The organism is Rhodococcus sp. NPDC003383, assembly GCF_053589115.1.
This window is the reverse complement of sequence record NZ_JBSFRG010000022.1, coordinates 1-14,352: the sequence shown is the minus strand read 5'-3', so window position 1 is coordinate 14,352 and position 14,352 is coordinate 1. Positions and strand designations below refer to the sequence as shown.

The window sequence follows — 14,352 nt, the reverse complement described above, 5'->3', positions numbered from 1 at the left end:
GACCTCCGTCGTGGTGTCGTGCCGTGAGCGGTACTGCTGGAGGCATTGTGTCCGGTGGCACCGACAACCTCGGCGAATGGCTTCGCGGTGAGGTGCGGCGTACGCTGCACGAAGTTGTCGACCCCGGCTCGCATGCCGGACGAGGAAGAGGAGGTGTGGTGCTCCGATGAGCAGTCAGCCTCCCAGTACCGACTGACAGCAGCCCCGGCACGCGGTGATCGTGCGCGGCGCTGCTGTCCGCGTACACCCGGGCGGGAACGGTCCCGCCGCCGATCCCGTCCTGCGAAAGCCGTGCCGTCATGTTCCGGAACCGCCCTGTCCGTGCCCTTCTGCCGCGCCGCGCCGTGCCCACCTCCGGCGGTTTCGGCGAGAGCGAGAACTTCGCTGTCTCGCCGCACTCTCGCGTCCCGGTGCCGGTGACTTCACCCGACTCGCGCGCCGAGAGCAGCATCGTCGACAGCGCGGTGTACCGGGACGGCCGGCGCACGGCGTCCCCCGCGACCCTCGCCGACGCGCTCAACCACCTGCCGGGCGACGGTTCGATGGCCTGGATCGGGATGTACCGGCCCAGCGACGCCCAGTTGCACGAGGCGGCCGCGCAGTTCGGGTTCCACGAACTCGCGGTCGAGGACGCGATCGTCGCGCATCAGCGCCCGAAGCTCGAACGGTACGGCGACACGTTGTTCGTGGTGTTGCGCGCCGCGCGATATGTCGACGAATCCGAACGCGTCGACTTCGGGGAACTGCACGTGTTCGTCGGCCCGACCTTCGTTCTCACCGTCCGGCACAGCGAATCACCCGACCTGTCGGCCGTCCGGAACCGGATGGAACACGACCCGGAGCTGTTGCGGCGCGGTCCGGAAGCGGTGCTGTACGCGATCCTCGACGCGGTCGTCGACGGCTATGCACCGGTGGTCGCGGGTCTGCAGAACGACATCGACGAGATCGAGACGGAAGTGTTCAGCGGCGACCCGAAGGTGTCGCGGCGCATCTACGAGCTGTCCCGTGAGGTCATCGAGTTCCAGCGCGCAGCCAAGCCGCTGCTCGCCGTGCTGAGCGGATTGTCCGCCGGATTCGGCAAGTACCGCATCGACGAGGAACTGCAGAAGTACCTGCGGGACGTGACGGACCACGCGACCGCCGTCGTCGAGCAGGTAGACGGGTTCCGGCAGCTGCTCGGCAACATCCTGACCGTCAACGCCACCCTCGTCTCGCAGGTGCAGAACGAGGAGATGCGGAACCTGACGCGGGCGAGCTACGCGCAGAACGAGGAGATCAAGAAGGTGTCGGCGTGGGCGGCGATCCTGTTCGCGCCCACCCTGATCGGCACCGTGTACGGCATGAACTTCGACCACATGCCGGAGCTCCACTGGGTCGGCGGATATCCCTTCGCGCTGCTGATGATGGTGATCACCTGCTGCAGCCTGTTCGCGATCTTCCGCCGGCGCGGCTGGCTGTAGCACCCCGGCGAACCGGTGGTCGCGGTTGCCGGCGGGGAGCCGGATTCGCACGAATTCGGTTCATTGGAGGGCGGGTTCGACCGGTGGATGCCACCATGGTGCGGTGGATCTTCCCGTGGCTCCGCCGCTCGCTCCGATGCTCGCGAAAGCGGTCTCGGAGGTGCCTTCGCAGCCGTCCGACGGCCCGGCCGAATGGTCCTACGAACCGAAGTGGGACGGGTTCCGGGCCCTCGTGTTCCGCGACGGCGACGAGGTGGTGTTCGCGTCCCGCGGAGGCAAGGACCTGGCCCGGTACTTCCCGGAACTGGTCGACGCCGTGCGCGCGGAACTGCCGCGCAGGTGCGTCGTCGACGGGGAGATCGTCGTGCCGTTCGAACGTGACGGGCGTACCCGGCTGGACTGGCAGTCGCTGTCCGAGCGGATCCACCCGGCCGCGAGTCGCATCGCGTTGCTGGCCGAGCAGACACCCGCGCAGTTCGTCGGCTTCGATCTCGTCGCGATCGGCGACGAGAACCTCATGGACACGCCCTTCCGGGACCGGCGGACCCGGCTGCAGGAGATCGCCGGTGACGGTCCGAGCTGCCACGTCACCGTCGCGACCAGCGACGCGGCGACCGCGCAGCGCTGGTTCGAGGAGTTCGAGGGCGCCGGCCTCGACGGGGTGGTCGCCAAACGCCTCGACGGGCTCTACGTCCCGGACAAACGGGAGATGGTGAAGGTCAAGCATTCGCGGACCGCGGACTGCGTGCTCGCCGGATACCGGAAGCACAAGAGCATCGAGGGCGTCGGATCGTTGCTGCTGGGCCTGTACCACGACGGCGAGCTGGTGATGGTCGGCGGAGCGTCGGCGTTCACCGTGCAGCGCAGACAGGAACTCCTCGCCGAACTCGAACCGCTGCGCGTGGGAGCCGACGTCGTCGCCGAGGGCGAACCGACCCGGTGGCGATCCGCGATCGACCGCAGCTGGGTGCCGTTGCGCCCCGAGCGGGTCCTCGAGGTCGCCTACGACCAGATGGAAGGGTCGGTCGAGGGCGGCCTTCGCTTCCGGCACGCCGCGAGATTCCTGCGCTGGCGTCCCGACCGTGATCCGAAGAGCTGCACCTACGACCAACTGGAGGTTCCCGTGCGGTACGACCTGGCCGACGTTCTCGACCGATCGGAAAGCTGACCGTGGCGGGCGCGAGCAAACGGTCCCCGGCGGAGGAGCTCGACATCGACGGCACCGCCGTGCGGCTGTCGAATCCCGACAAGGTGTACTTCCCGCGGCTCGGCGCCGACGGCGGCACGAAACGGCACCTCGTCGAGTACTACCGGACCGTCGCGACCGGCGACGCGCCGCTCCTGACCGCACTGCGGGACCGTCCCACCCATCTGCAACGGTTCCCCGACGGCATCGAGGGCGAGGAGATCTACCAGAAGCGGGTCCCTGCGCGGCATCCCGACCACGTGGGCACGTGCGAGGTCACGTTCCCCTCGGGACGGAAGGCCGACGTGTTGCACGTCCGGTCCGCGGCGGACATCGTGTGGGCGGCGAACCTGGGCACAGTCACGTTCCATCCGTGGGCCGTGCGGTGCTCCGACGCCGACCGTCCCGACGAATTGCGCATCGACCTGGACCCACAACCCGGCACCGATTTCGATGACGCGCGGGCGATCGCGCTCGAGGTCGTGCGGCCCCTGCTCGACGAACTGGGGTTCACCGGATTTCCGAAGACGTCCGGGGGCCGTGGTCTGCACGTGTATCTGCGGATCGTTCCCGACTGGGACTTCGTCGGGGTGCGCCGGGCCGGGATCGCACTGATGCGCGAGATCGAACGCCGCAGCGGTGGTCGTGCGACGACCGCGTGGTGGAAGGAGGAACGCGGTGAGCGGATCTTCCTCGACTACAACCAGAACGCCCGCGACAAGACCATCGCCTCCGCGTATTCGGTGCGCCGCACGCCGATCGCGACGGTGTCGACGCCGTTGACCTGGGACGAGCTGGCCGACGCGGATCCCGACGACTTCACGATCGCGACGGTGCCGGATCTGGTGGCCCGCCGCGGCGACCCGATGGCCGGGCTCGACGACACCGCGCACACGCTCGACGTGTTGCTCGAGATGGCCGAGCGTGACGCGGCCGCCGGCCTCGGTGATCTGCCGTATCCGCCCACGCATCCGAAGATGCCCGGTGAACCCAAGCGGGTGCAGCCGTCGCGCGACACCGACCGGAAGGACCGCGCGCGGGGATGACCGCGATCCCTGCTGTTCCCGAAATCGCGTTCCGGTTGTTACCTCTGCTGTGAGCGGCACCTGTAGGAACCTCCGTAAACTGTTCGGGAGAACAGCTCGCCGACCGGTTCCGAGGAGGACTACCGCGGTGACGTGCCCCCGGATTCGACTACGCGCACTCGGCGGTGCGGTCGCGGTCGTTGCCGCCGCCATCACCGTCCCCCTTCTTTCCGCCGCATCCGCGCAGGCTCTGACGTGCGCGGCGCCCCCGGGAACCCCGGCATCGATCGTCGAGATCGAGGGCACCACCGGGTGCGGCGCCAACACGGATGCGACCAGCGGTGCGTGGGGCTACACCGACGGCGGTGTCGGCTTCGCGGACGCCAGCGGTGGTGCGCTCGTGGTCGGGGCCGGCCTGTCCGGTGGGGTCGGCGCGGGGGAGAGCCGCGGGGGACAGCTCGCGGCGCTCGGTTTCGGCGACGGGGCCCTCGCCCTGGGCGTTCTCGACGATCCGGCGACCGCGGTCGTACTGGCCGGACCGCAGTCGCAGGCGTATGTCGGCGACGGCGCCGATCCGATGCTGTGTGAGGGCTCGGCGGCGGCGGCGGTGAATCTCACGACGGGCCGGAGCTGTGTCGTCGTCGGGTCGTTCCGATACGCGGCACCCTGAGCGCTTATATCCCTTCCGTTCAGCGGAATCAACCCTTTCGTGGATGCAATCCGACACATAGTCTGTCGGAATTGCCGGGATGGGGAGAGTTCCATGACGATGCTGACGGATGTCCAGTTCGAGTACGAGGCCGACCAGCGGCCACCGACCGAGATGCATGTGGACCCGCGGTTCCTGCCGCTCGCCGACCGCTTCTTCGCGATGTACCGGCAGCCCCAGGACGGCGGCGGCGCTCTGTCCGCCTACCTCCACGGCGAGAAGGTCCTGGACATCTGGGCCGGGTGGTCGGGTCCGGACCGGCGCTGGAACCGCGACACCATGTCGCTGTCCTTCTCGACGGGCAAGGGCGTGGCCTCGACGGTCGTGCACCGGCTCGCGGAACGTGGAATCATCGACTACTTCGCTCCGGTCGCGCAGTACTGGCCGGAGTTCGCCGCGGCCGGCAAGGAATTGATCACCGTCGCGGACGTGATGACGCACCGCGCCGGTCTGCACCGGGTTCGGGGACTGGTTCCCGGCCGCGACGGAATCCTCGACTACGACACGACGGTCGCCGCGCTCGCCGCTGCCCGCCCGTCCCGTCGCCGTCTCCAGGGCACCGGCTATCACGCGGTCACCTACGGGTGGCTGGTCGCGGAGATCGTCCGGCGGGCAACGGGACTGCCCTTCGAGGACGTGGTCCGGCGGGAGATCGCCGAACCCCTCGGAAATCCCGACTTCTGGTATCGCGTTCCGACCTCGGAGCGGCACCGGATCGCCAAGCTGTTCCCCCGCATCAACCCGGCCGGGCTCCATTGGGAGATCAGCGCGTCGGTGCTGTCGAAGATCGCGCCGACGCGCGGCTTGGCGGAGGCCGCGATGCCCGACGGGTTCGACGATCTCGTTCGTAACCCCGCCGTGCACGACTCGGTGATGCCCGGGTGGAACGGGGTGTTCACGGCACGGTCCCTGGCACGGATGTACGGCGCGATCGCGGCCGGCGGCACGATCGACGGTGTGTGCTTCCTGAAGCCGGAGACGATCGAGGCGATGAACGAGGTCCGGGTGCGTGGCCGTGACTACGTGCTCGGGGTGCCGATGGCCTGGCGGCTGGGTTACCACCAGCCGTTGTTCGCGAGCCGGGAGCGGCCGCGTGGGGCACTGGGTCACTACGGCGTCGGCGGGTCGGGTGCGTTCGCGGACCTCGACAACGGATTGTCGTTGGCGTTCACCACCAATCGGCTCGGGGCCGGTGCGATGCCGCTCGGTGATCTGCGTCTCGCGCGGCTCGGTCCGGTGGCGCGCGAATTGGCTCGGAAGGCCTGACGCACGGGCCCTTCGTCCGGGCTCCCGTCCCGCCCCTTCGCGGGCGGACAATTCGGTCACTGTCGCGTTGCGATATTGCGCGCTGTCGCCTTGCGACATTTGTGGTTTCGCGCGTTTCGAAGACGGTGGCCGGGGTGCACTCGCACTATTGGATACAGGTGCTGTGTCTGGTATGAAAGGGAGGCACCACAATGAGCCATGTCTACCGAGTCATCGAGGTGGTCGGGTCGTCGACCGAAGGTGTCGACGATGCCATCGCGAGAGCAGTGGCAAGGGCCGCCGAGACGACGCGGCACCTGGAATGGTTCGAAGTGGTGAACGTGCGCGGCCACATAGACGACGGTGCGGTCGCGCATACGCAGGTCACCCTCAAGATCGGTTTCCGGATCGAATCGGGCGACGAGTTCGCGGATTAGACCGCGGGTTCGGCTTCCGGTTCCGCACCGGAACCCCTCGGGAAACCTAGGCATCGCCGGTGATCGGCAATTCTCGACCATAACTGCAACACGTTATAGTCTGGATGTGAAACGTCGTATCACACCGGCACTCTCAGGCAGGTATACCCGTGGCTTATGTAATCACCCAGGCGTGTTGTAACGATGCGTCGTGCGTCGAGGTCTGTCCGGTCAACTGCATTCACCCGACACCCGACGAGCCGCAGTTCGCCACCACCGAACTGCTCTACATCGATCCGGAAACGTGCATCGACTGCGGTGCCTGCGTGGACGAATGCCCGGTCGACGCCATCTCCGCGGACAACGAGCTGGCCGCCGAACACGAGCCCTACCTGAAGATTGCCGCGGACTACTACGAGCGGTACCCGATCGGCCCGGACTGGCCGGAACTGCGTGAGCGCAGGAAGATTCCTGCCGAGCTCGGCACCCTGCGGGTCGCGATCGTCGGGTCCGGACCTGCCGCCTGCTACGCCGCGATGGAACTGACGTCCCGCCCGCGCGTCGAGGTCGACATCTTCGATCGGCTTCCCACCCCGTACGGTCTCGTCCGTGCGGGTGTCGCGCCGGATCACAAGAGCACCAAGGCGGTCGGCGACCTGTTCCGCAGCGCCATCGGCCACAAGAACACCCAGTGCTACTTCGACGTCGAGGTCGGCACCCACATCAGCCACGACGAACTGCTCGCCCACCACCACGCCGTGATCTACGCGGTCGGGGCCGCCGGGGACCGGCATCTGGACGTCCCGGGTGAGGAGCTGCCCGGTTCGCACGCCGCCACGGAGTTCGTTTCCTGGTACAACGGGCACCCCGACTACGCGGACCGGCAGTTCGACCTGTCCGGCGAGCGCGCGGTGATCATCGGCAACGGCAACGTCGCGCTCGACGTCGCCCGCGCACTCGTGATGGATCCGGAGATCTTCGCCCGCACCGACATGGCCGACCACGCCGTGGAGGCCCTGCGCAATTCGAACATCCGCGAGGTCGTCATCGTGGGCCGTCGTGGTCCCGCCCAGGCCGCCTACACGAATCCGGAACTGCTCGCGCTCGGGCAACTTCGCGGCATCGACGTGATCGTCGATCCCGCCGAGGTCGAGCTCGATCCGGCCAGCCGTGCGCTTCTCGACGATCCCGACTGCGAACCGCGCATCGCCCTGAAGGTCGAGCAGGCCGAAGGATTCGCACGACGCACGCCCACCGAGGGCAACAAGCGCATCGTGCTGCGCTACCTCGCCTCGCCGGTGGAGATCAACGGCGACGGCAAGGTCGAGTCGATCACCCTCGAACGCAACGAACTCGTCGAGGTCGACGGACGCCTCGAGGCCCGGCCCACCGGTGAACGCGAGACGATCGAAACCGGTCTGGTGCTCCGGTCGATCGGCTACCGCGGCACGCCGCTGGCGGATCTTCCCTTCGACGAGCGTCGTGGCGTGATCCCCAACAAGGAGGGTCGCGTCGTCGATCCGCAGACCGGCGAGCCGCTCGCGGGCGTCTACACCGCCGGCTGGATCAAGCGCGGCCCGAGCGGCGTGATCGGCACCAACAAGCAGTGCTCGGCGCAGACCGTCGAGCGGCTCATCGACGACTTCGTCGCCGGGCGCCTCGCCACCCCGGCCGAGGACCGGGAGAAGCTCGCGACGCTCGTCGCCGAGCGCCGGCCCGGGTTCGTCGACTACAGCGGTTGGCAGAGGATCGACAAGCAGGAACGTTCCCGTGGTGCTGCGGCAGGGAAGGCGCGGCAGAAGTTCGTGTCCGTCGCCGAGATGCTCGAGGCCTCACGACTGGAGTCCTGAATACTCTGACCTGCGCAGACGCGCAGCAATGCGGGTGTGAGCCGGGCCGCTCGATTGGCGGTCCGAGATGCTGCTGTGTCTAATGGGTGGGCACGAAGCGCTGCGATCGGGGCAGGCAGAGAGGCAGCGCACGGTCTACACGATGGGTTGGAGCATGTCCTTGAAGCAGGTTCGGGTGACCGGTGGGAACCGGGCCGGACGATGGTCCGGGCGAGTTGCCACCGCACTGATCGGTACCACCGCCGCCGCACTCACGCTCGCCGGTCCCGCCGGCGCAGCGCCGCTGTGGCCCGGGGGCCCGGAGCTGCCGAGCATTCAGGAGGTCTTTCCCGGACTGGGCGGGCAGGTGCCCACGGCGCCGCCGGCTCCCGTGGTGGCGCCGTTCTCGGCGCCGTCGGTGAACCCCACCAACGGTGAGACGGTCGGGGTCGCCCAGCCGATCATCATCCGCTTCAACGAGCCGATCAGCGACCGCGCGGCCGCGGAGCGCGCCATCTCGATCACGACCAGCCCCGCGGTCGGCGGCCACTTCTACTGGGCGTCCGATCGTCAGGTGCGGTGGCGTCCGTTCGAGTTCTGGCCCGCCCACACGCAGGTCACGGTCGCCGCCGGCGACACCCACTCGTCGTTCACGATCGGTGACGCGCAGATCACCGTGGCGGACGACAACACCAAGACCGTCACGGTGACCCGCAACGGCGAGGTCGTGCGGACGATGCCGACGTCGTTCGGCAAGCCCGGCCACGAAACGCCCAACGGCACGTACATCGTGGGCGAGCGATTCCGGGACATGTACATGGACTCGTCCACCTACGGGGTGCCCGTGGACTCCCCGGAGGGCTACCGCACCTACGTCGAGTACGCGACGCGAATCTCCAACAGCGGCATCTTCGTTCACGCCGCGCCGTGGTCGGAGTGGGCGCAGGGCAACACCAACGTCAGCCACGGCTGCCTCAACGTGAGCACCGAGGACGGCAAGTGGTTCTTCGAGAACGCCCAGAAGGGCGATCCGGTCATCGTGCAGAACACCGACGGCGGTGTGCTGAACGGCTGGGACGGCCTCGGGGACTGGAACCTCTGATCCGCGAAAGTTCCTGATACGCAACGAGAACGCGCCGCCACCTCCGTGAGAGGTGGGGGCGCGTTTGTCGTCGGTGTGGTGCTATGTGGCGCTGTGCTGCGCGATGATCGACCGCACGGTCCGCCGGCACCGCCCGCAATCGGAGCCCGCCCCGCACGCCGCGGCGATCTCCTTCGAACTGCGCGCACCCCGGTCGACGATTTCGCTCACGGTGTCGCCGGTGACGCCGTGGCACAGGCAGATGTACATCGCACGCTCCGTCAGTCCAGGAACAGGTCGATCTGGGGGTTGTCGCCGCCGCCGTAGCGCGACAGGTCGGTGACACCGGCCTCGGTGAGCACGTCGGCGTCGATGAAGCACCGGCCGGTGGTCTCCCTCGCGGGACGGCCGAGGATCTCGACCGCGGCATCGGCCATGATCTCGGGGCTGCGCGAGGACGACAGGAGCGTGTCCCCGTCCTTCATGTTCGCGACCGCGGAGGTCGCGATGAAGGTCTGCGGCCACAGGCAGTTCGCGGCGATCCCGTCCCCGGCGTACTCGGCAGCGAAACCTAATGTCAGCAGCGACATCCCGTACTTCGACAGGGTGTAGGCCGGGTGGACTCCGAGCCAGTAGGGGTTCATGTTGACCGGCGGTGAGACGGTCAGGATGTGCGGGTTCGCGGACTTGCGGAGGTGCGGAGCCGAGGCCTTCGTCATGAGGAACGTGCCGCGGCAGTTGATCTCCTGTATGAGGTCGTACCGCTTGACCGGCAGGTCCTCGGTTGCACCCGTCGCGATCGCGCTCGCGTTGTTCACGCAGATGTCGATGCCGCCGAACCGCTCGACCGCGGTGTCGATCAGCCGCTGGACGTCATCCTCGTTTCGGACGTCGCCGACCACGGCCACGGCCTTGCCGCCGGCCGCCTCGATGTCCGCGACGGCGGTATGGACGGTGCCCTGGAGTTTCGGGTGGGGCTCGGCGGTCTTGGCGAGCAGAACGACGTTGGCGCCCTGTCTCGCCGCGGCGACCGCGATGGCCAGGCCGATCCCGCGGCTGGCACCGGAGATCACCATGGTGCGGTCGGACAGTGGATTCGGCTGGCTCGACATCGTTCTCCCTGCAATCGGTGGTTCACACGCAGCGTTCTCGCTGATGATATTGGCATTCTCATTTTCTGCAAGTATCGTATCCGGCGTGACCGATTTCGCTGAGACCTCGTCGGGAATCCCCCTGGATGCGGTGTACGGACCGGCCGACAGAGTCGGCGAACCGCCTGCACCGGGCGAATTCCCCTTCACCCGCGGCAACTTCGCGACCGGCTATCGCGGTCGGCTGTGGACGTTCCGCCAGTACTCCGGATTCGGGACCGCCGAGGAATCCAACCGGCGCTACCGGTACCTCCTCGACCAGGGCGGCACCGGGTTGTCCGTCGCGCTCGACCTGCCCACCCAGTGCGGCTACGACTCCGACGACCCGGAATACGGTGAGGAGGTCGGACGTGTCGGCGTCGCCGTCGACACCCTCGCCGACGCCGAGATCCTGTTCGACGGCATCCCGCTCGACAAGATCAGCACCAGCTTCACCATCAACGGCACGGCCGCGATCCTGCTCGCGTTCTACGTCGCCGCCGCGGAGAAATCCGGCGTGCCCCGCGAAAAGCTCACCGGCACGATCCAGAACGACATCCTCAAGGAATACGCCTCGCGCGGCACCTGGATCTGGCCGCCCGAACCGTCGCTGCGGCTGATCGCCGACACCATCGAGTTCTGCGCCGCGGAGGTTCCGCGGTTCAACGCGATCTCGGTGGCGGGCGCGCACTTCCGCGACGCCGGTGCGAACGCCGTGCAGGAGATGGCGTTCACCCTCGCCGACGGCGTCACCTACTGCGACACCGTCGTCGAACGCGGACGCATGACGATCGATCAGTTCGCCCCGCAGATCTCGTTCTTCTTCTACACCCACGGCGACTTCTTCGAGGAGATCGCGAAATACCGTGCGGGACGCCGCCGTTGGGCGACGATCGTGCGCGATCGCTACGGGGCGAAGACCGAGAAGGCGTCGATGTTCCGGTTCGGCTGCGTCGCCGGCGGTGCGTCGCTGTACGCCCCGCAGGCCCAGAACAACCTGGTGCGCGTCGCCTACGAGGCGATGGCCTCGGTGCTCGGTGGTGTCCAGTCGATGTTCACCGCCGCGTGGGACGAGCCGTTCGCGCTGCCCAGCGAGGAATCGGCGACGCTCGCACTGCGCACGCAACAGATCCTCGCGTACGAGACCGGGGTCGCGCGGGTCGCCGATCCCCTGGGCGGCTCATACTTCGTCGAGGCGCTCACCGACGCGACCGAAGCCAAGATCGTCGAGATCATGAGCGATCTCGAAGAGCACGGCGGCATGGTGCGCGCGATCGAGGACGGCTACCTGCAGGGCCTCATCGCGGACGAGGCCTACAAACTCCACCTGCAGATCGAGGCGGGCGAGCGCACCGTCGTCGGCGTCAACAAGTTCACCTCGAACGAGCCGCCACCGGAGATCGGCACGTACGAGCTCGACGCCGAAGGCCGTGAGCTGCAGCTCAAGCGACTCGCCAAGGTCAAGGCCGAACGCGATCCGGAGCTGGTCAAGACCAGTCTCGCCGCCCTGTCCCGCGCAGCGGAAGGAACCGACAACCTCATGCACAAACTGATCGACTGCGCCAACGCGTACTGCACCGTCGGCGAAATGGTCTCCGCGCTCAAGGCCGTGTGGGGCGAATTCCAGCAGCCGGTGGTGTTCTGATGACCGCCCGCATCCTCGTCGCCAAGCCCGGACTCGACGGCCACGACCGGGGCGCCAAGATCGTCGCGCGCGCACTGCGCGACGCCGGATTCGAGGTCATCTACACCGGCATCCGCCAGAAGATCGAGGACATCGTGTCCATCGCGCTGCAGGAGGACGTCGCGGTCGTCGGCCTGAGCATCCTCTCGGGTGCGCACATCGCGCTGACCACCCGCACGATCGAGGCGCTCAAGGCCGCCGACGCCGGCGACATCGCGGTGATCGTCGGTGGCACCATCCCGCAGGGCGACGTACCGAAGCTGCTCTCCGCGGGGGCTGCGGCCGTGTTCCCCACCAGCACACCGCTGGACGTCCTGGTGACCGAGGTCCGCAAGCTGACCGGTACCGACACCCCGGCCTGAGCGCAGCAACGTCAACAACAACACCGCCGCGACGCCCTACGGGGGTTGCAGCGGAACGGATCTCGACAAACGTGGAGGAATCGTGCGGATCGGAGTGATGGTCGGGCCCGAACAGGGCGACACCGCTCGCAAGGTCGACCGGATGCTGAAGGACGTCGAGTGGGCGGAGGCCGCCGGCCTCGACACCGTGTGGGTTCCCCAGATTCCCACGGACTTCGACGCATTGACCGCGGTCGCGCTGATGGGTACCCGCACGTCGCGGATCGAGATCGGCACTGCCGTGGTGCCGCTGCAGGCGCAGCACCCGGTGCATCTGGTGCGCCAGGCGCTGTCGACCCACGCCGCGCTCGGTGGCCGGCTCGCGCTGGGCGTCGGCCCGTCGCATCATTGGATCGTCCAGGACATGCTGGGTCTGCCCTACGACAAGCCCGCCAAGTTCACCCGGGACTACCTCGAGGTGCTCGGTGCGATCAAGGATCTGCCCGGCACGATCGACGTCGAGAACGACACGTTCACGGTGCACAATCCGCTCGACATCGCACCCGTGGCCCCGATGCCGGTGCTCGTCGCCGCGCTCGGACCGGTCATGCTGAAGATCGCCGGGGAACGCGCCGACGGCACCGTGCTCTGGATGGCCGACGAACGCGCGATCGGTGAGCACATCGCACCGCGTATCACCAAGGCCGCTGCGGACGCCGGACGACCGAGTCCGCGGATCATCGCCGGTGTGCCGGTGTGTCTGTGCGCACCGTCGGAGGTCGACGTCGCCCGTGAACGCGCCAACCGGATCCTCGCCGAGGCCGAGATCTCCCCGAACTACCAGCGGCTCCTCGAACACGGCGAGTCGAAGGACATCGGCGACATGGCCATCGTCGGCGACGAGGACGCGATCCTTGCCGGGTTCCGCCGGTACGAGGAGGCGGGGGTGACCGACCTGTCGATGCGGCTGCTGCCGATCGGCAACACCCGCGACGAGCTCGTCGCGTCTAAATACCGTACTCGCGAGGTCGTTTCGGAACTCGTCAAGGAACTGCGGTGAATGCGGGTCCGCTCGCGGGGATCAAGATCCTCGAAGTCGGCCACATCCTCGCCGGGCCGTACGCGACGATGATGCTGGCCGATCTCGGCGCGGAGGTCACCAAGGTCGAACCCCCGACCGGCGACCTCTCGCGTCAGGTCAGCGACGCCTACTTCGCGAGCCTCAATCGCGGCAAGCGCAGCATCTGCCTCGATCTCGGCAGCGACGAGGGACAACGCCGGCTCGGTGAGCTCGCCGCCGAATCCCATGCGCTGCTGGTCAATCTCAAGCCGTCGGCGATCCGCAAGTACGGTCTGACGTACGACGCTCTGCGCAGGTTCAACGACAAGATCGTGTGCGTCGCGCTCACCGGGTACGGTCTCGACTCCGGCGACGATCCGGCGTTCGACTACGTCATCCAGGCGGAGACCGGGGTGGCCGCGCTCACCGGCGACCCGGACGGTCCGCCGACCTTGCCCGGCTATTCGGCGGCGGACAATTCCACGGGCCTGACCGCGGCGCTGGGTCTGCTCGCCCAGGTCGTCTCCGGCCGCGGCGGGCAGGTCGACGTGTCGTTGCGCGACGTCATGCTCTCGCAGCTCAACTACCGCGCGTCCGCCTACCTGAACGAGGGCACCGAGCCGCGGCGTATGCCGTACGGCGCGCACTCGTACTACGTTCCAGCGCAACTCTTTCCGACCGCGGAGGGGTATCTGGCGCTGTTCGTCACGCACGACGGGTTCTGGCGGTCGTTCGCGAAGGAAGCGGGTATCGACGGTTTCGCGACGATGGCCGAGCGCGCGCAGAATCGCGACGAGGTGCTCGCCGCGGTGACCGCGGCGCTCGCGACCGACACCGCCGCCGGGTGGGAGGCGCGACTGCGGCCGCTCGGCGTGCCGTCCGCGGCGGTCCGGTCGTTGCCGGAGGCGCTCGCTCAGACCCCCGAGGCCGTGGTCACGGCGGGCGATTTCCGGCTCGTCGGCAGTCCCATCAAGGTCGCCGGCTACGAACCGGTCTACGGCGCGCCGCCGCGGCTCGGTGAGCACGGCGCACTTCCGGCACGCGCCTGACCCTGCCCCTCGTGCGTGGTTTCGGTAGCACCGGCTACCGAAACCACGCACGGGGGGGGGGGGAAAGGTAGTTGAGGATGTTAGTAGGGGTGTGCGGGCCGGCCGGGGCCCGGGTGTCCTTGGCTTACGAGAACACG

14 protein-coding genes are annotated in these 14,352 nt (G+C 68.0%); 12 read left to right on the top strand and 2 right to left on the bottom strand.

The window, feature by feature from the left end; translation table 11 throughout:
- Window positions 1-299 precede the first annotated feature (299 nt).
- From ACWDTS_RS18830 to ACWDTS_RS18795, 8 genes are all read left to right on the top strand, one after another.
- Window positions 300-1,460, top strand: coding sequence for a magnesium and cobalt transport protein CorA (locus ACWDTS_RS18830; RefSeq protein WP_450118795.1), 1,161 nt, complete (start codon window positions 300-302; stop codon window positions 1,458-1,460).
- 103 nt (window positions 1,461-1,563) lie between these two features.
- Window positions 1,564-2,628: an ATP-dependent DNA ligase gene (locus ACWDTS_RS18825; protein ID WP_450109877.1), complete on the top strand. Its 1,065-nt coding sequence runs from the start codon at window positions 1,564-1,566 to the stop codon at window positions 2,626-2,628.
- Window positions 2,629-2,630: 2 nt separating this feature from the next.
- Window positions 2,631-3,692 (top strand): DNA polymerase domain-containing protein, encoded by a 1,062-nt coding sequence (locus ACWDTS_RS18820; RefSeq protein WP_197257439.1) that lies wholly within the window; start codon window positions 2,631-2,633, stop codon window positions 3,690-3,692.
- A 127-nt stretch (window positions 3,693-3,819) separates the two neighbouring features.
- Window positions 3,820-4,341 (top strand): DUF6764 family protein, encoded by a 522-nt coding sequence (locus ACWDTS_RS18815; RefSeq protein WP_450118794.1) that lies wholly within the window; start codon window positions 3,820-3,822, stop codon window positions 4,339-4,341.
- Between the two features lie 99 nt (window positions 4,342-4,440).
- Window positions 4,441-5,646 carry a serine hydrolase domain-containing protein gene (locus ACWDTS_RS18810; protein WP_450118825.1) on the top strand — a complete coding sequence of 402 codons (1,206 nt, stop codon included), beginning with the start codon at window positions 4,441-4,443 and terminating at the stop codon, window positions 5,644-5,646.
- Between the two features lie 191 nt (window positions 5,647-5,837).
- Window positions 5,838-6,062, top strand: coding sequence for a dodecin (locus ACWDTS_RS18805; protein ID WP_197257443.1), 225 nt, complete (start codon window positions 5,838-5,840; stop codon window positions 6,060-6,062).
- A gap of 149 nt (window positions 6,063-6,211) precedes the next feature.
- Complete coding sequence (locus tag ACWDTS_RS18800; RefSeq protein WP_450118793.1) at window positions 6,212-7,891, top strand: FAD-dependent oxidoreductase; 1,680 nt, start codon at window positions 6,212-6,214, stop codon at window positions 7,889-7,891.
- Between the two features lie 154 nt (window positions 7,892-8,045).
- Window positions 8,046-8,972, top strand: coding sequence for a L,D-transpeptidase (locus ACWDTS_RS18795; protein ID WP_450109873.1), 927 nt, complete (start codon window positions 8,046-8,048; stop codon window positions 8,970-8,972).
- An 81-nt stretch (window positions 8,973-9,053) separates the two neighbouring features.
- On the opposite strand, the gene ACWDTS_RS18790 is transcribed toward ACWDTS_RS18795, so the two are convergent.
- Both ACWDTS_RS18790 and ACWDTS_RS18785 read right to left on the bottom strand, forming a co-directional pair.
- On the bottom strand, window positions 9,054-9,221 hold the full coding sequence (locus ACWDTS_RS18790; protein WP_450109872.1) for a (2Fe-2S)-binding protein: 168 nt from the start codon (window positions 9,219-9,221) through the stop codon (window positions 9,054-9,056).
- Window positions 9,222-9,232: 11 nt separating this feature from the next.
- Window positions 9,233-10,063 carry an SDR family oxidoreductase gene (locus tag ACWDTS_RS18785; RefSeq protein ID WP_450109871.1) on the bottom strand — a complete coding sequence of 277 codons (831 nt, stop codon included), beginning with the start codon at window positions 10,061-10,063 and terminating at the stop codon, window positions 9,233-9,235.
- Between the two features lie 85 nt (window positions 10,064-10,148).
- On the opposite strand from ACWDTS_RS18785, the gene ACWDTS_RS18780 reads away from it, so the two are divergent.
- The 4 genes from ACWDTS_RS18780 to ACWDTS_RS18765 all read left to right on the top strand — a co-directional run bounded on the left by ACWDTS_RS18780 (window position 10,149) and on the right by ACWDTS_RS18765 (window position 14,215).
- Entirely contained in the window at window positions 10,149-11,726 is a 1,578-nt protein-coding gene (locus tag ACWDTS_RS18780; protein WP_450118792.1) for a methylmalonyl-CoA mutase family protein, read from the top strand.
- Window positions 11,726-12,127: a cobalamin B12-binding domain-containing protein gene (locus ACWDTS_RS18775; protein WP_248673441.1), complete on the top strand. Its 402-nt coding sequence runs from the start codon at window positions 11,726-11,728 to the stop codon at window positions 12,125-12,127. The genes ACWDTS_RS18780 and ACWDTS_RS18775 overlap by 1 nt, the downstream gene beginning before the upstream one ends.
- A gap of 82 nt (window positions 12,128-12,209) precedes the next feature.
- Window positions 12,210-13,166, top strand: a complete 957-nt coding sequence (locus ACWDTS_RS18770) for an LLM class F420-dependent oxidoreductase (RefSeq protein WP_450109869.1) — start codon at window positions 12,210-12,212, stop codon at window positions 13,164-13,166.
- Complete coding sequence (locus tag ACWDTS_RS18765; RefSeq protein WP_450118791.1) at window positions 13,163-14,215, top strand: CaiB/BaiF CoA transferase family protein; 1,053 nt, start codon at window positions 13,163-13,165, stop codon at window positions 14,213-14,215. Before ACWDTS_RS18770 ends, ACWDTS_RS18765 begins: the two co-directional genes overlap by 4 nt.
- Window positions 14,216-14,352 lie beyond the last annotated feature (137 nt).